Raw genomic sequence first — 18,809 nt, forward strand, 5'->3', positions numbered from 1 at the left:
GTGTGCGCATCGGTGAGCTGTCCCGACGGACCGGCGTGGCCGTGCACCTGCTGCGCTACTACGAGGAACAGGGTCTGCTCCACCCGCAGCGGCGCCCCAGCGGATACCGGGAATACGTCGAAGAGGACGTTGCCATCGTCCGCCGCATCCGCAGCCTGCTGGCCGCGGGCCTGGGCACCTCAACGATCACCACGGTCCTGCCGTGCCTGCGGGACGCCGGCGACCGCCTCGTCCCCACCTGCTCGGACCTGCTCGCCGACCTCCACCAGGAGCGCGACCGCATCGCTCGGGTCATCAGCGACCTCCAGACCTCCATGGACGCACTCAATGACGTCATCGCTGCGGCCCCGGCCGACGTCACTCGCCGGGCACTGGCCTCACTCGACGTGTAAACGAATCGGCTCTCACAAACGACCCTTTCCCGGAGCAAGGTCAAGAACGGTCGACGGGGGCGGTCCGAAGCGCCGATTCGCTGTCACAACTCGTTCTCGCTCAAAAGTGGAAGCAGGCCTGTTCTGGGAATTTCCACCCCTGCCCACGCCGTCACGCAGCTCCAGGTTCACCCTGCCGCTCGCGCTCCGGCGCGGCCGCTGGCACCTATCACACCGGGCGCTTCACCAAGGTGCCCCGGCTCGCGAAACTCCTGCGCGTACCGACACCCGCCGCCCACGGCCTGGTCCTGGAGCTGCTCGCCGGCCCCCTACAGGGGATGTACGGCCCCAGCTGGCCGGGACGCCTGCTGTTCGGGTTCTTCGCGGCGATGGCGGAGACGGAGCGGGAGTACATCCGGGAGCCCACCCTCGAAGGGCTGGACGCCGCGGCGCACAAGGGAAACGGTGGCCGGCCGCCGGTCATCACCGACGACATGGTGCACACGGTGCTCCGCCGCCGCGCGAACGGTGAGACGGTCGAGAACACGGCCGAACTGAATCTCTCGTACTCGCGCAGCACGTCCGTGCGCCGCTTCGCTCGGCCGGGAAGTCGGTGCGCTACAGCGGGTGGGCGTACGCCTACGGCGGGGTCGGTCCGTTCGAGTCCTCTCGCCCGGCGAAACGCTGCTGCCGCCGCCGGGAGGGTTGAGGTCGGACTGTGCCGGAAAGAGCGCTCGCTTCTCCTGAACGAAGGGGGAAGTTGCCGCCGCGTCGTCTGCACCCGGGCGCGGCGTCGAGGACGGTCGGGCATTCGTGGCAGAGACCCTCGCAGCATGCCGACGGGCCCCTTGTGGCAGAGCCTGAACGCCCTCGCACTGCGGCACGCGTTGAGCTCGGGGCGGCGAGGATGTCCTCGGGCGGCCGGGGTGCGGGGCGGGGCGGGTGGGGCGGGCAGGGCGGGCAGGGCGGCCCCGGCTGGGTCCTCGCCCTGTTACTGAGGTTTGATGCGTGATGTCGCTGGGGCGACGCCTTGAACTGCGAAGAGGAGGGCCCGCCCCGCGGCATGATGCGAAGATCACCAGTGAGCCCGTCATCCAGGTGCCCCTCCCGACCGCCCTGGTAGCGTGCGCTGGCATGTCATCGGAACTGAAACGCCCCCCGCTCCAAGCGGACGAACGCACCGCGCTCATCGGCTGGTTGGACCTGCAGCGGCAGATCCTGCGCTGGAAATGCAAAGGGCTGAGCGACGAGGACGCGCGCCGCCCGGTCATCCCGACCTCACCGGCCATGACGATGGCCGGTCTCATCTCCCACATGCGCTGGACCGAGCACATATGGATGGAAGTGCTGTTCCTCGGCGGCGATAAGAAGCAGAACCCCGCATTCGACGAGTCAAGCAAGAACGCCGACTGGCACACCGACGGCCGCCCCCTCGCAGAGCTCCTCGCGGAGTACGAGGCCCAGTGCGCCCGCAGCAACGAGATCGTTGCCGCAGCCGACCTGGACGACGCCGGCCGCCACCCCGACTTCCACGACGGCAGCGCCAACCTCCGCTGGATTCTGATCCACCTCGTCGAGGAGACGGGGCGACACGCCGGGCACGCGGACATCGTCCGGGAGCTGCTCGACGGCACGAAGGGCTACTACTAGCGCAGCTCCGCGAAGCGGGCCCTTCCCTCAGGAGCCGGACCAACACGCCTCACGACCAATGCGGGAGAGCCCGTTACTGGTGATCTTCGCATGATGCCGCGCGGCGAACCCGCTCGGTCAGCCGATGGCCGCCGCCATGGCCGTGCCGATCTCCTTGGCGACGAGCGGCAGCTCCCAGTACGCCGAATGCGTCCAGCCCCAACCCAGGCCGCTCGCCGGAGCGGGGACGCAGATGTCCACGGGCGCGGTGCCGTCGTGGAGCTGGAACATCCGGGCGGTGACGAACGCCAGCAAGTCCATCGGCTCCCAGAGGTTGGTCCAGCGGCGCAGCGAGGGCGGCAGGACGACCGGGCCGGCGCCCTCGTACGGGGGGAGCAGGCCCCCGCGCGGGTCGATGGCGTGGAAGAACGCGGGCTGCGAGCCGAAGGTCACCAGGGAAGAGGTCCACAGTGGCTCGGCCGAGGTCGCCATGTCGAAGGCGACCACCCCGCCGAGGCTGTGGGCGACCACCCGCACGGGCCGGTCGGGGGTACGGCCCAGGGCCGGGTCCACGCGGTCGATGGTCTCGCGGACACGGGCGTGTACGCGATCGCGGTGGCGCTGGTAGACCAGTACGTCGCCCAGGAACCGGGCGGTGCCGGGCGCGGCTGCCGTACGCATGACGGTGTTGACGCGGCCCAGGGTGGCCGAGATCGCTGCGCCCGCCACCCGGTCCAGGGCGCGCAGCTGTTCGCGGAGCCGGGCCCGCAATCGGCCGTCGGCCCCTTCTTCGCCGCGGCCTCGGAGTCCGTCGTACCCGTCGTCCTCTCCGTACCCGCCGTACCCGCCGTACCCGCCGTATCCGTGGTCCGCCCCCGGCCCTGGGTCGATCCGCTCGGTGAGGGTCTCGGCCAGCGCACGGCCAGCTTCCGTCAGGAGTGCGGGATCGTCGGTGTGGCGAAGCCATTCGGTCTTGGTCCACTCATCGGCCAAGTAGTCGATGAGCCCGTCCGAGACGGTGGGGTCAGGTGCCGGGGAGCTCCGCAGGCCGGAGTCCGGGGCGTCCGCGGCCGTGCCCAGCCAGGCGCGTACGGCACTCTCCACCTGCGGCCACCCGTCGTCGGGCGCGTCCCGCAGGCCGCTGCCCCCGGGCAGCCGGGGGCCCGGCACGACCGGGGTTCCGGTCCGTCCGGGGAATGACGCCGTGACGTGGCGGTCGTCCGCGCCGAGGTCCCCCCAGTGGACCGGCACCATGTCCAGGCCGGTCGCGGTGCGCAGGGCGTCCACCGAAGCCGCAAAACCCTCGGGATCGCGGTTGGCCACCCCGTGGATCACGAAGACCGGTTCGTTCATGTGATGCTGCTCCTGTTCTCGTACGAGGTGGCCGCAACGGCCGCCGGATTCCCGTAGACGGCGTACGCGAGCCAGGTGGGGTCGCCTTCCTGGTCGGTGATGGCCTGTCGCGCGGCGAGCGACGCCGCTCCCAGCGGCTGGCGGTCCACGATGAGCTCCTGGTAGAAGGCATCGGCGAACAGCAGTGCAGAGGACGAGCGGACCGGCCACAGAGTCCCCACGAACGCCCCGGCCCCGGCCCTCATGAACTGCGGGGCCCAGCCCAGACTCGACCCGAACCAGTCGATCTCGCCCGCGCTGCGGCAGGCGTTGAAGAACACCAGCGGATGGTGGGGGCGCAGGCTGCGCAACTGGATGGCAGCGGCCAGGTCGATCGGGTCGAACGCACCGTCGGCCATCTTCACGGTGGAGCCGGTCGGTCCGAAGGAGTTGTGGCACGCGAAGTGCAGCAGCCCGGAGTAGCCGTGCTCGATCAGCTCGACCAGCGCCTCGCCGTCCGTGAACACGCCCCGGTCGACGACGTCCGTACCGAATCCGGCCCGCAGCGCCTTCACCTCGTCGAGCGCGTCGGCCGGCGACCCGGGAGGGACTACGAAGGCCGCGCCGTCCAGGGACAGGTCCGTGGCCCGCTCCTGCCCGAAGACGCGCCGGACGATCGGGAGCCACTCCGCCAGGAACCCGCGTTCCTCGTGCCCCTCGTTGAGCGGGAACAGCAGCTCCCACGGCACGATGTCCTGCGCCCCCAGCACCGTGAACGTGGCGATCCGGTCGGCCTCTTCCCAGAACTGCCGTTGCACCGCCTCGGGTACGGCCGATCTCCACAGCTCGGCTCCGTGGGCGCGCAGCCTGCGTCGGAGCCGGGCGCCGCTCATCGGGCGGCCGGCCGCGGCTTCTGCGGCGGCGTGCGTCAGCTGTTTGAAGATCTCCTCGGAGGCCCTTCGGGGGTTGCCGGAGCGGAAGCTGAACACCTCGGGGGCGTGACACCGGGAGCTGAGCAACTGGAAGGTGTACGTGCCGCTCTGCGGGTCCTTCTCGAGCACTTGGAGGGTGACTTCGCCAGGCTCGAAAGCCATGCTGGGCAGGGGCGCGGTCCGGGTGCGCCCGTCCCGGGTCGGACCGTCGTGCTCGACCGAGATCTGGCAGCGGACCTCGCCGAGGAAGGTACCGCCGTGGAAGGCCCGCGTGGTGACCTGGTGCAGACCCGTGGCCGCCGTTCGCAGGCCGAAGCGGACCACGTCGGAGTCGCGCCCGGGGCGGACCGTCAGTTCCTGTTGCAGATCGCCGAGGGCTACGAGGCCGGGAGCGTGCACGGTGAGGTGCAGTCGGATGCCGTCCGCCGGGATGTCGAACGCGCGCAGCTCCGCTCCCGGGCCCGCCTCCGTGTTGCACACGACCTGTACGTGCAGGGGGACTTCGCGGCCGCTGGCGGCTTGCTGCGCCAGCTCGGCGACGAGCCGACGCTGCTCGGAGGCGGAGGCGGAGGGGAGCGTGGGCGTGGGGGTGGGCGGATCCGGGGTGGGAACCCGCACGGTCTGGGGGAAATGCTGGTCCGGAACGGCCGTCACGGGCGGGACCGGCGGGGACGGGACCGGCGGGGACGGGAGATCGTCTGCACCGGTGCCGAGCAGCGTGTCGAAGCCCGGCAGGCTGAGCGTGTGCCGCTCCGCCCGGTACAGGGAGTGCCGGGACACCGCCTCCACGAGGACGTCCTCCAGCTCGACCACCTCCTCGAAGGCGCACGATTCGACCCGTACCCGCCACCGGCCCTTGTCCGGAAAGCGCAGGGTCCCCTCGAAGCGGCCGTCCGGCCCGCTGCGCACCAGTACGGACTCCCACCGCACCTCGTCATCGTCCGGCGCCGTGACCCGCATCCGGAGAAAGCCCTCGTCGCGGCCCGAGACGGCCGCCACCGGCATGGTGTGCTGTGCCGGGACCCGGCTGGGGAGGTCCAGGCCGAGGGGCTCGGCGGCCGGTCGGCCGCTCGGGCCCTGTGCTGTGGTGGCGCGGGTGAGTTCGGTGAGGACGACGGCGTTCGACAGCAGATCGACCCGGCCCGCGGGCACCAAGGTGACATCGGCCTGCGCGCGGTAAGCCTCCGGGACGGTCGACAGGAGGGGTGCGGTGCCGTCACCCGCGTCGGACGACGTGCGCACGCGCCAGGTGGTCCCGTCCGGGGCGAGGGTCTCGGGCGTGGATCGAAACGTGCCGGCGATGATGTGGAAGCGATAGGGAAGCACTCTGCCGGGCCGTGGAGCGATCTCGTCGAGGAAGCGGGCCGCGGCGGCGGCCGCGCCGCGCGGCAGGCCCGCCACCTTGGCCTCCGTCAGCGACAGCAGCCGCCCGCTCTGGCGGATGCAGGGGTACGTGGGCAACAGCTGCTGCGCGGAAGGCCAGGTCGCGAAGGCCTCGTACAGACGGAGGCGGGAGGGCCGGTCCTGCCTAAGCATCATCTCGGTCGTCTTCAGCATGCCCAGGTACGGGGTGCCGACAGTGATCAGCGCTCGTAACTCCACGTCGCCGCCCAGCACTTCGGCGAAGTAGCGGCCGACCAGACCGCCCTCGGCGTGGCAGAGCAGAACGATCCGGGCCCCGGGGTGCCCTGCCCGCCGCCACTGCGACAGCCAGCCCTCGACCGCCTCGGCCAAGAGCTGCGCACTGCGCCGGTGGGAGAGTCGCCAGTCGTACGTGAAGTACCGTACCCCGGCGCCGAATTGGTTCAGCAGGCGCTTGTGGAGCTGGTCGTACGCCCCCGAAATCAGGCCGAGGGCGAGCCGCGAGGTCAGCAAGAGCCCTCCCGCCCGGATGCCGTCCCCGGGCGGGCCATCACCCAGGCCCGGCGGCAGGGCGGGCAATCCTCGGAACTGCCCGAAATGTGCCAGGACCGCTCGAGGCCGCAACGCCCACACCGGCCGCCCCGATGCGCCGACCAGCTCGCTGCCGAACAAGCCCGGGACGAAGACCACGAGATCGTCCGTCATGGCCCGCACTATCCCACGCCCCGGGCCGCTCGGCCCGGGGAACGGTGGCACTCCGGCCCGGCCAGCTCCAGCGCCAGCCGGGCCGGCGACACGGCCGGGTCCGCATGCATCGAGGCCGTCGCGCCTTTCCGGTCCGTGCCCGAGTTGGCCGACGCGCACCAGCGCCGGTCGGGTGCCGTCCACGTCGAGACGGCGACCCGGTGCGACGCGGCCCCCAACTGGTCGCCACACCCCCGAGCCGCAGCCGGCCCCCATCGGGGCTCTCCTGGCCCTGCCCGTACTCGCGGGAGTGATTCCTGCGAAACGGCATCACGCCGGGCCCACCGGGTACCCCATCCTCGATGTCCTCGGAGTACACCTCGCGCCGACGGGAGTCGCCCATGAGCGTCCTGGCCTGGATCGGCACCGTCCTGGGCGCCTGGTTCGCGCTCTCGTTCCTGCTCGCCGCCGTCTACGCGTACGGTCGCTCCCGGCACAAGCGCGCCCGCCGGTGAGGCGGTCGGCCTTCACGTGGACCAGCTGTCCAGCAGTTGATCGGCGGCACGGACCCTTCGATGCCGCGCTGGCGCAGGACGTCGCCCACGCTCCAAGGAACCGTCCTTCTCGTCGTACGACTTCGCCTTGCCGGGAACGTCCACCGCCGGGGACAAGACCGTGCGCAGGTGCAGCGGGCTGAAGAATTCCTGTTCGAGGAAGGTCGGGAACGGCTTGCCGGTGACCCGCTCGACGACATGCACCAGCAGGACGTAGTTGGAGCTGGAGTAGGAGAAGTGCTTGCCCGGCGGCTCGTGCGGCTGCCAGGCGAGGATGGCCGCGATCGCTTCCTTCTGACCGGCCGGATCCGTCAGCTCGATGCCCTCGGCCTCCAGCAGATCCTGGCAGTCGGTGATGCCGCTGGTGTGACGCATCAGGACAGCGGGTCGTTCAGTGCCACTTGGTGCCGGCCGGCCAGCAGGAGGACGGCGTCTGCGGTGAACTGCTAGGAGTCGGACGCCATGTCCAAGACGGTCTTCGGGGTGATGGCGCGCCCGGTCGTCAGGTCGGCCTTCCCACTCCCCGCGTGCCGACGGCTGCCGCACAGCCCGGGCCGTCGGGAGGGGGCACCAACTCCTGGAGTACGGCTGCGCTGCGCTTCTCGCGGTCGTCGCCGGTCGCGTACGCCTGCGGGTGGGCGACACCGGCCAGCGCGACCGCCAACACGGCGCCCCCGGCCGTGCACCACGACACCGTCCGGTGCACGGACACCACCTTCTTCCTTGCAGGTCCAGCAGTCGCGAAGCGGTCCCGAACTTCGGGGGGATGCGCTGCGGTGTGCCGGCACTGCTTCACCGCGTCGAGCCGCGCTGGGCCATGACGATCAGTTCGCGGTCCGGGTTCAGGCCGGAGGACACCAGGAACGGGATGTCGTCGAAGCTCTCGCCACCGGGTCCGCCCGCCATGAACGCCACGGGGTCCTGGGCGGGCCCCGCCGAGGTGGCCGGGACGGGTGCGGTTCTCGGGGACCTCCGGGGCTCCGCACCCGGCGGTGGCCAGCGCTTCGATCGGGCTGGGGCGTCTTGGGGCAGGGTGCGGGTACGAAGCGTGACGCGACGGCCGTGCCCGATGCGGTGACAGTGCCGGTATCGACATTCCGTTGGGCGACGCTACGGCGGTACGGGCGGAACGCACGTCACCGACGTTACCGGGCGGTCCGAACACGTGCACACGGACGGCCGCCGGCCACACGCACCGCGGCCCTCTCGGAGTCCTGAAAATCCCTCCGGCACCTACACGATCGAGCCGCTCCGCGAGCTGACCGGTGACCCCGCGTACGAACGCCCCGCAGAGCTGCTGCTCAGCGCACGCGCCTGCCATCGCGCCCGCGGTACCGGGGGCGGCTTCGCCACCTGCGCGGCCGCCCTGCGCGGCCGCCCTGCGCGCCGATCAGAAGCGTCGGGCGCCGGCGCCCGACGGCCCGGCCGGCGCCGCACGCTGCCGACAGCCCGTAGAGGTTAGAAAATGGGTTGATGAGCAACTATCTGGGAGGACTCCGGCACTGGCTGCTCCGTTCGGGCACGAGCTCCTCCACTCGCTCTCGGCCTCCCCGCTCGGGGCACCGCCAAGAGAGCCGGGACCCGGCGCCGCCCCCCGGAGAAGGGGCGCGGCGGCCGCAGCGCCTGTCTACCCTCCTGAGCGCGCGCAGCGTGGCCGGCGAGGTGTTCCTCCTCCAGCTGGCCGTCGTCGTCCTCCTCGTCGCTGCCGCGGTCGTGGCGCTCGTGGTGCAGGGCCGGAGCGCCGCCATGCTGGACGCCCGGAACCGTACCCTCGCCGCCGCCGGGACGTTCGCGGAGTCGCCGGGGATCGTCGCCGCCGTGCGCAGCCCCCACCCCAGTGCGGTGCTCCAGCCCAGCGCCCAGGCGGCCAGGAAGATCGCCGGGGTCGACGGCATCAACGTGTACACGCTCGACGGGCTCACCCTCGCCCACAGCGACCCGCGGCAGATCGGCAAGCACGTCGTCGGCCCCTTCGCCAGGGCGGCGGCCGGCCGGTCCTTCACCGAGACGTTCTCCGGGTCCCTGGGTCAGTCCGTGGTCTCGGTGGTCCCCGTGAAGGCCGCGGACGGCAGCGTCATCGCCGTCGTCTCCTCCCCCGTCACGGTCGAGAACGTCCAGAACATGCTGAACGGGCAGCTGCCGGTCGTCCTCGGCAGCGCGGCCGCGGTGCTCGCCCTGTCCGCGGGCGGCACCGCTCTGGTGAGCCGCCGGCTGCTGCGCCGGACCCACGGCCTGGGACCGGCCGAGATGACGAGGATGTACGAGCACCACGACGCGGTGCTGCACGCGGTCCGGGAGGGCGTGCTGATCGTCGGCGCCGGCGGGCGACTGCTGCTGGCCAATGACGAGGCGCGTCGGCTGCTGGACCTGCCGGCGGACGCGGAAGGGCTCCCCGTCACGGACCTGGGCCTGGAGGAGGGGATCGCCGAGCGGATCGCCTCGGGCCGTTCCGCGACGGACGAGGTGCACATGGCGGCCGATCGGCTACTGGCGGTGAACATCCGGCCCACCGCCCCCTTCGGGTCCGCCGGCACCGTCGTCACGCTGCGGGACACCACCGAGCTGAGGGCCCTGTCCGGCAGGGCCGAGGTGGCGCGCGAGCGCCTGAAGCTGCTCTACGACGCGGGGGTGCAGGTGGGTACGACCCTGGACGTCGAGCGCACATCGGAGGAACTGGCCGAGGTGGCCGTCCCCCGGTTCGCCGACGTGGTCACGGTCGACCTGCTCGACCCGGTCCTGCGCGGCGAGGAGCCGCCCGAGGTGAACACCGAGATGCGCCGCACCGCCGCCGTCGGCCTGCACGGCGAGCACCCGCTCTACCCCGTCGGCAAACTGATCCGGTTCGTTCCCAGCAGCCCCATGGCCGCCGGGCTGGCGGGCGGCCGTGCGGTCCTGGAGGCGGACCTGCGCACCGCCCAGAGCTGGCGGACCCAGGACCCGGAGAACTCCCTGCGGATCCTGGACCGCGGCATCCACTCCTTGATCGCCGTGCCCCTGCGGGCCCGGGGCGTCGTGCTGGGGATGGCCGGCTACTGGCGGGGGCAGGATTCCCCGCCGTTCGACGAGGAGGACGTGTCCTTCGCCGAGGAGCTGACCGCCCGGGCGGCGCTGTCCGTCGACAATGCCCGCCGCTACACCCGCGAGCACACCGTGGCCGACACCCTGCAGCGCAGTCTGCTGCCCCGGCGGGTACCGGAGCAGTCCGCCGTCGAGGTCGCGCACCGCTATCTGGCGGCCGAGGCCGGGGTGGGCGGCGACTGGTTCGACGTCATCCCCCTGCCCGGCGCCCGGGTGGCGCTGGTGGTCGGCGACGTGGTCGGCCACGGTCTGCACGCCGCGGCCACCATGGGTCGCCTGCGGACCGCGGTCTACAACTTCTCCACCCTCGACCTGCCTCCGGACGAGCTCCTGAGCCATCTGGACGAGCTGGTCGCCCACATCGACACCGACGAGCAGGAGTGGGCGGGGATCACCGGAGCCACCTGCCTGTGCGCCGTCTACGATCCCGCCTCGGGGCGGGTGACGGCCGCCACCGCCGGCCATCCGGGCCCCGCCCTGGTCCAGCCCGACGGCACCGTGACCTTCCCCGAGGTGCCGATCTCCCCGCCGCTGGGGCTGGGCGCGGGCCTGCCCATGGAGACCATGGAGCTGACCCTGCCCGAGGGCTCCGTGCTGGCGCTGTTCACCGACGGGCTGGTCGAAGGCCGCGACCGCGATCCGGACGCGGGGCTGGCAGCGCTGCGCGCCGCCCTGGCCGGGCCCGCCCGTACCCCGGAGGAGATCTGCACCGCGGTGATCGACGCGGTGCTACCCACCCGGCCCGACGACGACGTCGCCCTGCTGGTGGCACGCACCCGTCGGCTGGACCCCGAGCGGATCGCCCAGTGGGACGTGCCGCCCGACCCGGCGGCGGTGTCCCGGGTGCGCAACGCCTGCGCCCGGCGGCTCGAGGAGTGGGGCCTCGAAGACATCGCCTTCACCACGGAGCTCATCCTCAGCGAACTGATCACCAACGCCATCCGGTACGGAACCGAGCCCATCCGGGTGCGGCTGCTGTACGACCGCAGCCTGGTCTGCGAGGTCTCCGACGGGTCCAGCACCTCCCCGCACCTGCGCCGGGCCGAAGACACCGACGAGGGCGGCCGCGGCCTGTTCCTCGTCGCCCAGTTCGCGCTGCGCTGGGGCACGCGCTACACCGACCGCGGCAAGATCATCTGGAGTGAGCAGGCCACCCATGAGGGGGTCGCACCGGCGGCAATGGTTCCGGAAGAGGCGCTCCTGGCCGGGTGGGACGACGAGCCGCTCTGAGACGCGCCGGTACGGGCGCCTCGGAAAGCGCGGCCGCGGGAAACGCGGCGGACACCACCGGCTGGGACTGCGCCGCCGGGGCCACTGAACGTACGCTGGTCTCGACCGGTACGCGACCGCCCGCCATGGAGCCTTTGTGCCCGCACCTCGTCTCCGGACAGCCGCCGTCGCCGCCCTCCTGGCCTTCGCGGCGGCGCCCCTCGCCGCCTGCGGGAACAAGCCCGCCGCCGTGCCCAGAGCGCCCGCGGTGGCCACCTCCGCGACGGACGCCGGCGGCATGGCGGCACTGACGGCGGCGGCGAAGAAGGAGGGCGCGCTCAACACGATCGCGCTCCCGAGCGACTGGGCCAACTACGGCGCGCTGATCGACGGCTTCGAGAAGAAGTACGGGATCAAGGTCGCGGTGGAGAACCCGGACGGCACCAGCCAGGACGAGATCGACGCCATCAAGGAGCACCGGCGCGACGGCCGTGCCCCCGACGTGATCGACGTGGGCGGCTCCTTCGCCCGGTCCGCGGCCAAGCAGGGCCTGCTCGCCCCGTACATGGTCGTGCCGTGGGACAGCATCCCCGAGGACCAGAAGGACCCGCACGCCCGCTGGTACAACAACTACGGCGGCTACGTTTCGATCGGCTGTGACGCCAAGCGCGTCGAGACCTGCCCCGCGACCTTCGCCGATCTGCGCAAGCCCGAGTACAAGGGCAAGGTCGCGCTCAACGGCGACCCGACCCAGTCCGGCTCCGCCTTCGCCGGCGTGTACGCGGCGGCGCTGGCGAACGGGGGTTCCTTCGACGACATCCAGCCCGGGATCGACTTCTTCGCCGAGCTCAGCAAGAAGGGCAACTTCATCCCGGTCGAGTCCACCCCGGCCACGATCGAGAAGGGCGAGACCCCGATCAGCATCGACTGGGACTTCCTCAACCTCGGATACGCCGACGAATTCCGCAGGAAGGGCGCGGACGTCGACTGGCGGACCGCCATCCCCTTCGACGGCAGCTTCGCCGAGTACTACGCCAACGGGGTGAACAAGGACGCCCCGCACCCCGCGGCGGCCCGTCTGTGGCAGGAGTACGTCTTCAGCCCGGAGGGCCAGAACATCCGGCTCGGCGCCTACGCACGCCCCGTCCTCATGGACGCCATGGAGGAGGACGGGACCCTCGACAAGGCGGCCGCGGAGAACCTGCCGACGGTCGAGGGCACGCCGACGTTCCCGACGGAAGCGCAGCAGCAGAAGGCGAAGGAGACCGTCAACCGCAACTGGGCCAAGGCCGTCTCGGGTTGACGACGGGTACGGCACACCGGTTTCCGGCTCAGTGGCGGACGGGACCGTCGTACGCGTTCACGGTTGCGCCGACACCTGTGAGGACCCGGGGCGCCTCCCGAGCGCCGGAATGGGCCAGTGCCTCCCGGCGGGCGGCATCCTCACTGGCAGCGCCGTGCAGATCCCTACGCACACGGTCCTGCCCCGTCCCGGCGTCGCGTTGCGTCGGCGTCATGGCGATCAGGCGATCGGGCCCCGCGTGGGATCCGTACCGGCGCGGTAGCGGTCGACCGCCGAGAGGAAGGCGTCGTTCTCCTCCGGCAGGCCGACCGTGACGCGGACGCCGTCCCCGGGGAAGGTCCGCACGAGCACGCCGTGGCGGGCGCAGAAGTCGGCGAAGTCGGCGGCCTCCTTCCCCAGGGGCAGCCATACGAAGTTGGCCTGCGAGGGGGTCACCGGATGGCCGCGGCGCGCCAACAGGTCCTGTAGCCGCTGCCGTTCGCGGACGATCGCCGCGGAGCGCGAGCGCACCTCCTCGGGGCGGTCGAGTGCGGCGAGGGCCGCGGCCTGGGCGAGGCGGCTGACCGCGAAGGGGACGGACACCTTGTGGACGGCGGAGACCACGGCCGGCGCCGCCACGCAGTACCCGATGCGCACGCCGGCGAGCCCGTACGCCTTCGAGAAGGTGCGCAGCACCGCCACGTTCGGGCGGTTCCGGGCCAGCTCGACCCCGTCCGGCACGTCGGGATCGTCGACGAACTCCCGGTACGCCTCGTCCAGTACGACCAGGATCCGGTCGGGGAGGCGGTCGAGGAACGCGCGCAGCTCGCGGCCCCGGACCGCCGTCCCGGTGGGGTTGTTGGGGTTGCAGACGAAGACGACGCGGGTGGCGGGGGTGACGGCCGCGAGCATCGCGTCCAGGTCGTGCCGGTGGCCCGCGTCCAGGGGGACGGTGCGGGCGCGCACTCCGGCGACGCGGGCGAAGACCGGATACGCGTCGAAGGACCGCCAGGCGCACAGGACTTCGTCCCCGGGCCCGCAGAACGCCTGGATGAGGTCGCGGCACAGGCTCACCGACCCGCAGCCGACGGCGATCCGCTCTCCGGGGACCGCGAGCTCGGCGGCCAGTCGGCCGACCAGGGTGTCGGAGAACCACTGCGGGTAGCGGTGGCCCTCTACGGCGGCGCGGGTGATGGCCTCGACCACGGCGGGCGGTGGCGGCAGCGGCCCCTCGTTGGAGTTGAGCAGGACGGCGTCGGGCGCCGTGCCGGGAATGTTGTAGTCGGGAACGGTGGCCAGGTCGGCCCTGATGGCGACACCCATGGGGCTCCTCGGAGTGTGCGGACGCGGTCAGTTCGGGGCGAGGCGGAACACGTCGTCGGCCAGCAGCCGGATGCGGCGGTGGTCGGCGAGGAGCCGCTGCGGGCTGGCCCCGGTCAGGAAGACCCGCAGCGGGCTGGACAGCAGGTCGGTGGTGGGCCGCATCCGGTCGCCCGGGGCCAGCCGGGGCACCGCCAGGTGCACGGTGTCCAGGGCGCGGATCCGGGCCAGGGCGTCCTCGTCCACGGCCTCGACGAGACCGCCGCGGGTGGTGCGGACGTGGACGACCATCCCCTCGCGGTGCTTGCGGTACAGGGTGTCGCCGGGGTGCGCGCGCCGGTACTCCTCGGGGCGTACGCAGGCGAGTGCGAGCAGGTCGGCCTGGTTCCCGTCGAGGCACGAGTCGTGGTGGCCCGGGTCCATGATGCCGTCGAGCCGTGCGCCCACCTCGACGAGCACCGGCCCGGCGGCCGTCATCATGATCTCCGCGTGGGCGGCGCCGAACCGGATGTCCAGGGCGTCGAGGACGGTGTCCAGGTAGGTGACGAGGGGTTCGACCACCGGCGCGCCGGGGTCGACCAGGACGTCCCGGTCGTAGACGGGCCGGGTCCCGACGAGGGTCTTGTCGTAGCGCCAGACGCCGCACACGTGCCGTGTGCCGCCGGGGCCCCTGACCACGTCCACGATGTACTCGGTGCCGTCCAGGAAGGACTGCGCGAGCAGCTCGTCGTTGTGCCGGCCGAAGATGTCCCGGCTGCCGAGGATCTCGGCGGCGGCGGCGCGCACTTCGTCCGGGCCGCGGCAGATCGAGACCTTGTCCGTGGAGGCCGAGCTGAGCGGTTTGACGACGACCGGGTAGCCGGTGGTCCGCGCCCAGGCGAGCACCTCCTCGACGTCGCCGGACTTCAGCTGGTCGGCGCAGCGGATGCCGGCGGCGCGCAGCGCCTCGATCATGCGGTACTTGTCGCGGCGCAGCGCGGAGGTGGCCGACGGGTTGCCGGGCAGGCCCAGCAGCTCGGCCGTCCGGTCGGCCGGCGGGACGCCGGTCTCCTGGCCGGGCAGCACCCCGCACGGGTGGTAGGAGGCCAGCTCCCGCACCGTGCGGTCGGGGTCGGCCGCGTCCTGGACCACGTTGGCCAGGTACGGGCGCAGGTCCGGCGGGGGTACGCAGTCCAGGAACTCGGGCGTGCTCTGCAGGTGCACGACGTCCGCGCCGAGCCGGCGGAAGGCGGCGGGCAGGTACTTGCCGACCGAGTAGCCGTCGACGATCACGCCGACGGGCGCAGCGGGGGAAAGAGAGGCGGAGGCGGAGGGCATGGCGGATCCCTTCTTCGGGGGCGTGCTCACGCGGCGGCGACGCTGACGCGGTGGACGGTCCGGGAGACGCCGGGCGGCAGGTCGGTGGCGACGTGGTAGGTGGTGTCGGTCTTCCACAGCAGCAGGTCGTGCGGGGTCCAGCGGTGGGTGTACGTCCGGTCGGGGTCGGCCAGGAGGGTGTCGACGAGGTCGAAGAACTCCTCGTTCTCGTTGGCGTCGAGGCCGACGACGCGGTCCATGTAGGCGCGGGAGCCGTACAGGAAGCGGCGGCCGGTGTGCGGGTCGCGGCGGACGACGGGATGTTCGACGGCCGGGTACTGGCGGGCGACGAGGGCGCGCACCTCGGCGATGGACAGGCCCACGTGCTCGGGGGCGATGCGCTGCTGCTTGGTGAGGGTGTGCAGCCCGATGCGGTCCCACAACAGTTCGTGCCACTCTTCGGGCAGCCGGTCGTAGACGTCGGCGGCGCTCGCGAAGACGGTGTCGCCGTGCCCCTCGGGCACGTGGACGCCGTGCAGCACGGTGTAGGCGGAGGGGTCGGCGTCGAAGGAGGAGTCCTGGTGCCAGAAGTGGCCGACCCGCTCGATCCCGATCGGCCGGCCGGCCTTTCGCTCGTTGGACGAGACGAGGATCTCGGCGAAGTCGGGGTGGCGCCAGTCGGCGAGCAGGAAGGGGACGGGCCGGCCGATGCGGGCGGCGATGCCGATCTGCTGCTGGGGGGTGAGGTCGATGCCGCGTACGACGACGAGGTCGTGCTGGTGCAGGGAGTCGACGACGTCGGCGAAGACCTCGGGGCGGGTGAGTTCGGTGTGGGTGAGTCCGGTGTACTCGACGCCGATGAAAGGGGTCAGGGCGCGCTTGTGCACGGTTCCTCCTTGTGCCAGGTGTACGGGTGGGTGCGGGCGGCGAGCAGCAGCAGGCCTGCGGCGCAGACAGCCGCTCCGGCGGCCGCCCAGGGGGCGCCCGGCTGGCCGGGGGCCGAGAGGTGCAGGGCGAGTTGCGGGGCCGCGATGAAGGCCAGGTTGACGCCGCTCGAGTACAGGCCCATGGTGCGGTCGGCGGCCGGGCCGGAGAGCCGGCTGACGTAGTCGAGCAATCCGGGGAAGACGACGATCTCCCCCGCCGTCCACACGAGGGTGGCGAGCACCAGCTCCGGCCCGGTGTCGGCCAGGGCCATGAGCAGGAACCCGGCGCCCGCGAGGGCGTAGCCGATCAGGAGGGTCGCCAGGTGTCCGACGCGTGCCGTGCGGATGTTGAGCGGGACCTCGAACAGGACGATCCCGACGGCGTTGACGGTGAAGACCACGCCGGCCCAGTAGCCGGGTAGGCCGAGGCCGACGATGACGTGGGCGCCGACGAAGACCGAGGGCAGCGCGTAGGCCAGCTGGATGGGCAGCGAGAGGCCGAACACGGTCCAGAACCGGGTGCGTTCGGCCGCCGTGGGGCGGGGGGTTGCGTGCGGGGCGGCCCCGTTCCCCGTACCGCCGCCGTCCCCGCCTCCGGTGTCGGTGTCGGTGTCGGTGTCGGTGTACGGTCCCGCACCGGGCCGGTGTGCGCGGCGCAGGTGCAGGAACGCCGCGGCCGCCAGGACGCACAGGGCGTTGGCCCAGAACACGGAGTACGGGTCGAGCGCGTAGAGCAGGGCTCCCACGAGCGGGCCGGCGGACAGTCCGAGGTTGATGGCGAGGCGGTAGCAGGAGAACGCGACCTTGCGCTGCTCGGGCCGGGACCCGGCGATCGTGGCCGCGTAGGCCGCCGGGGTGACGATCTCGTACGCGAACCCCCAGACCAGCACCCCCGCGACGAGCGCGGGCAGGCCGTGCAGCAGCGGCACCACCGCGACCGCGGCGGCGCCCAGCAGGAAGCCGCCGCGCATCAGCGCGTACGGGTGCCACCGCCCCAGGAGCCGTCCGGCGGCCAGGTCCGCGGCGAGGGCGCCGATCCCGAAGGCGGTGACGACCAGGCCCGCCCCGGCCGCGTCCAGGCCTCCGCCGCCCAGTAGGTGGGGGGTGAGGAAGGGGTAGGCCATGGTGCCGGTGCGGAAGAGCAGGGTGGTGAGGAACAGGGTCCGCAGGGGCGGCGCGAGCCCGGCCACGGTCCGCAGGGTCTCAAGTGGCACGGCGGTTCCCGCCCGGCCGGCGGGCGAGGACGGCGCCGGGGTTGAACAGGCCCGCCGGGTCGAGGGCGTCCTTCAGGCCCCGGTGGACGCGCAGCGCCACCGGTCCCAGTTCGCGTTCCAGCCAGTCCTGCTTGAGCTTGCCGACCCCGTGCTCGCCGGTGATGGTGCCGCCGAGGGACAGGGCGAGGGCGAGGATCGCGTCGAACGCCGTCCGGGCGCGGGCGTACTGCTCGGTGTCGGCGGCGTCGTAGAGGACCGTCGGGTGCATGTTGCCGTCGCCCGCGTGGCCGACGACCGCGACGGTGAGCCCCGCCCCGGTGCCGATCCGCGTGCAGCCCTCGATCAGTTCGGCGATGCGGGTACGGGGCACCGCGACGTCCTCGGTCATGCAGGCGCCCCGGGCTTCGAGGGCGGCGAGGCTCACCCGGCGGGCGCGCAGCAGCAGGGCGCCCTCCGCCGGGTCCTGCGTGGCGTGCGTGTACACCGCGCCGGCCTGCCGGAACACGCGCTCCATGTGGTCGAGTTCGGCTTCGCGGGCGGCTTCGGGGGCGTCGGACTGGCACAGCAGGAGGGCTTGGTCCCCTTCGCCGACGAGCTCGGTGCCCAGGTAGGCGGAGGAGGCGCGCAGCGAGGTCGCGTCCATGATCTCCATGAGGGAGGGCACGAGGCCGGCCCGGACGATCCGGTTGACGCTGGCGCCGGCCTGGGCCACCGAGTCGAAGGCCGCGATGACGGTGCCGGGCGCGGCCGGCAGCGGGCGCAGGGCGAGGGTGGCCCGCGTGATGACGCCGAGGGTGCCCTCGCTGCCGACGAGGAGGCGGGTGAGGTCGTAGCCCGCGACGCCCTTGACGGTGCGCCGGCCGGTGCGCAGGAGGGAACCGTCGGCGAGGACCGCTTCCAGGCCGAGGACGTAGTCGCCGGTGACCCCGTACTTGCCGCAGCACAGGCCGCCGGCATTGGTGGCGAGGTTGCCGCCGAGGGTGCACGTGTCGAGGCTGGAGGGGTCGGGCGGGTAGTACAGGCCGTGGGCGGCCGCGGCCGTCTTCAGGTCCTGGTTGACGACGCCCGGCTCCACGACGGCGAGCCGGTTGTCCGGGTCGAGTTCGAGGATCCGGTTCATCCGCGTCGTGGCCAGGACGATGCAGCCGTCGACGGCGTTGGCGGCGCCGGTCAGGCCCGTTCCGGCGCCCCGGGGGACGATGGGGACGCCGGCTGCCGCACAGGCCCGTACGCAGGCCTGCACCTGCTCGGCCGAGGCGGGCAGGACCACCGCGAGCGGCCGGCCGTACGGGGCCAGCGGCATCATGTCGTGGGCGTACCCGGTGGTGGCGTCCGGGTCGGTGACCAGGGCGCCGTCCCCGTCGAGGGCGGCGCGCAGGGCGTCCAGGAGGGCGGCGGTCATGCGGGCCGCCCGTCGGCCCCGGTGACGAGGATGGCCTGGGCGGGGCACAGGTCGGCGGCTTCCAGGACGGCGTCGGCGAGGTCGTCGGCCGGCTCCGGGTCCAGCAGCAGGACGACGCCGTCGGCTTCGTCCTGGTCGAAGACCGTGCCGGCGGACAGGACGCAGTGGCCGGCGCCGACACAGCGCTCGGGATCGAGGGTGACCTTCACGGGGTCGGC

Annotated in this window: 15 protein-coding genes; 5 read left to right on the forward strand and 10 right to left on the reverse strand. The window is 72.5% G+C overall.

Annotated features, from left to right (window positions below; genetic code table 11):
- Positions 1–2 precede the first annotated feature (2 nt).
- The 3 genes from OG386_RS08665 to OG386_RS08670 all read left to right on the forward strand — a co-directional run bounded on the left by OG386_RS08665 (position 3) and on the right by OG386_RS08670 (position 2,021).
- Positions 3–392 carry a MerR family transcriptional regulator gene (locus OG386_RS08665; protein WP_328787579.1) on the forward strand — a complete coding sequence of 130 codons (390 nt, stop codon included), beginning with the start codon at positions 3–5 and terminating at the stop codon, positions 390–392.
- 80 nt (positions 393–472) lie between these two features.
- A complete protein-coding gene (locus tag OG386_RS46910; RefSeq protein ID WP_443053305.1) occupies positions 473–1,369 on the forward strand; it encodes a zinc finger domain-containing protein in 897 nt (298 codons plus the stop codon).
- A 136-nt stretch (positions 1,370–1,505) separates the two neighbouring features.
- Entirely contained in the window at positions 1,506–2,021 is a 516-nt protein-coding gene (locus OG386_RS08670) for a DinB family protein (protein ID WP_328787580.1), read from the forward strand.
- Between the two features lie 117 nt (positions 2,022–2,138).
- On the opposite strand, the gene OG386_RS08675 is transcribed toward OG386_RS08670, so the two are convergent.
- The 4 genes from OG386_RS08675 to OG386_RS08690 all read right to left on the reverse strand — a co-directional run bounded on the left by OG386_RS08675 (position 2,139) and on the right by OG386_RS08690 (position 7,576).
- Complete coding sequence (locus tag OG386_RS08675; RefSeq protein WP_328787581.1) at positions 2,139–3,353, reverse strand: hypothetical protein; 1,215 nt, start codon at positions 3,351–3,353, stop codon at positions 2,139–2,141.
- Positions 3,350–6,331 carry a CHAT domain-containing protein gene (locus tag OG386_RS08680; RefSeq protein ID WP_328787582.1) on the reverse strand — a complete coding sequence of 994 codons (2,982 nt, stop codon included), beginning with the start codon at positions 6,329–6,331 and terminating at the stop codon, positions 3,350–3,352. The genes OG386_RS08675 and OG386_RS08680 overlap by 4 nt, the downstream gene beginning before the upstream one ends.
- Before the next feature lie 506 nt (positions 6,332–6,837).
- Positions 6,838–7,239, reverse strand: coding sequence for a serine hydrolase domain-containing protein (locus OG386_RS08685; RefSeq protein ID WP_328787583.1), 402 nt, complete (start codon positions 7,237–7,239; stop codon positions 6,838–6,840).
- 127 nt (positions 7,240–7,366) lie between these two features.
- Positions 7,367–7,576 carry a hypothetical protein gene (locus OG386_RS08690; protein WP_328787584.1) on the reverse strand — a complete coding sequence of 70 codons (210 nt, stop codon included), beginning with the start codon at positions 7,574–7,576 and terminating at the stop codon, positions 7,367–7,369.
- A gap of 761 nt (positions 7,577–8,337) precedes the next feature.
- Between OG386_RS08690 and OG386_RS08695 the strand changes: the two genes are divergently transcribed.
- Together OG386_RS08695 and OG386_RS08700 are read left to right on the forward strand one after the other, a co-directional pair.
- The gene (locus OG386_RS08695; RefSeq protein WP_443053156.1) at positions 8,338–11,172 is read left to right on the forward strand and encodes a SpoIIE family protein phosphatase; all 2,835 of its coding nucleotides are present in this window, start codon (positions 8,338–8,340) and stop codon (positions 11,170–11,172) included.
- Positions 11,173–11,308: 136 nt separating this feature from the next.
- A complete protein-coding gene (locus OG386_RS08700) occupies positions 11,309–12,454 on the forward strand; it encodes an ABC transporter substrate-binding protein (RefSeq protein WP_328787585.1) in 1,146 nt (381 codons plus the stop codon).
- Between the two features lie 219 nt (positions 12,455–12,673).
- Here OG386_RS08700 and hisC read toward each other — a convergent pair whose 3' ends face one another.
- From hisC to OG386_RS08730, 6 genes are read right to left on the reverse strand one after another with little or no spacing between them, the layout of a single operon-like run.
- Positions 12,674–13,756, reverse strand: a complete 1,083-nt coding sequence (gene hisC / locus OG386_RS08705; protein WP_328787586.1) for a histidinol-phosphate transaminase — start codon at positions 13,754–13,756, stop codon at positions 12,674–12,676.
- Positions 13,757–13,783: 27 nt separating this feature from the next.
- Positions 13,784–15,100: an ATP-grasp domain-containing protein gene (locus tag OG386_RS08710; RefSeq protein ID WP_328787587.1), complete on the reverse strand. Its 1,317-nt coding sequence runs from the start codon at positions 15,098–15,100 to the stop codon at positions 13,784–13,786.
- A complete protein-coding gene (locus OG386_RS08715) occupies positions 15,097–15,936 on the reverse strand; it encodes a TauD/TfdA dioxygenase family protein (protein ID WP_328787588.1) in 840 nt (279 codons plus the stop codon). Before OG386_RS08715 ends, OG386_RS08710 begins: the two co-directional genes overlap by 4 nt.
- Positions 15,918–17,189 carry an MFS transporter gene (locus OG386_RS08720; protein WP_328787589.1) on the reverse strand — a complete coding sequence of 424 codons (1,272 nt, stop codon included), beginning with the start codon at positions 17,187–17,189 and terminating at the stop codon, positions 15,918–15,920. Before OG386_RS08720 ends, OG386_RS08715 begins: the two co-directional genes overlap by 19 nt.
- Positions 17,179–18,591, reverse strand: a complete 1,413-nt coding sequence (locus OG386_RS08725) for an FAD-binding oxidoreductase (RefSeq protein ID WP_328787590.1) — start codon at positions 18,589–18,591, stop codon at positions 17,179–17,181. The genes OG386_RS08720 and OG386_RS08725 overlap by 11 nt, the downstream gene beginning before the upstream one ends.
- Positions 18,588–18,800: a ferredoxin gene (locus tag OG386_RS08730; RefSeq protein ID WP_328787591.1), complete on the reverse strand. Its 213-nt coding sequence runs from the start codon at positions 18,798–18,800 to the stop codon at positions 18,588–18,590. Before OG386_RS08730 ends, OG386_RS08725 begins: the two co-directional genes overlap by 4 nt.
- Positions 18,801–18,809 lie beyond the last annotated feature (9 nt).

Origin of the sequence: Streptomyces sp. NBC_00273 (assembly GCF_036178145.1) — a bacterium.
Classification (GTDB): domain Bacteria; phylum Actinomycetota; class Actinomycetes; order Streptomycetales; family Streptomycetaceae; genus Streptomyces.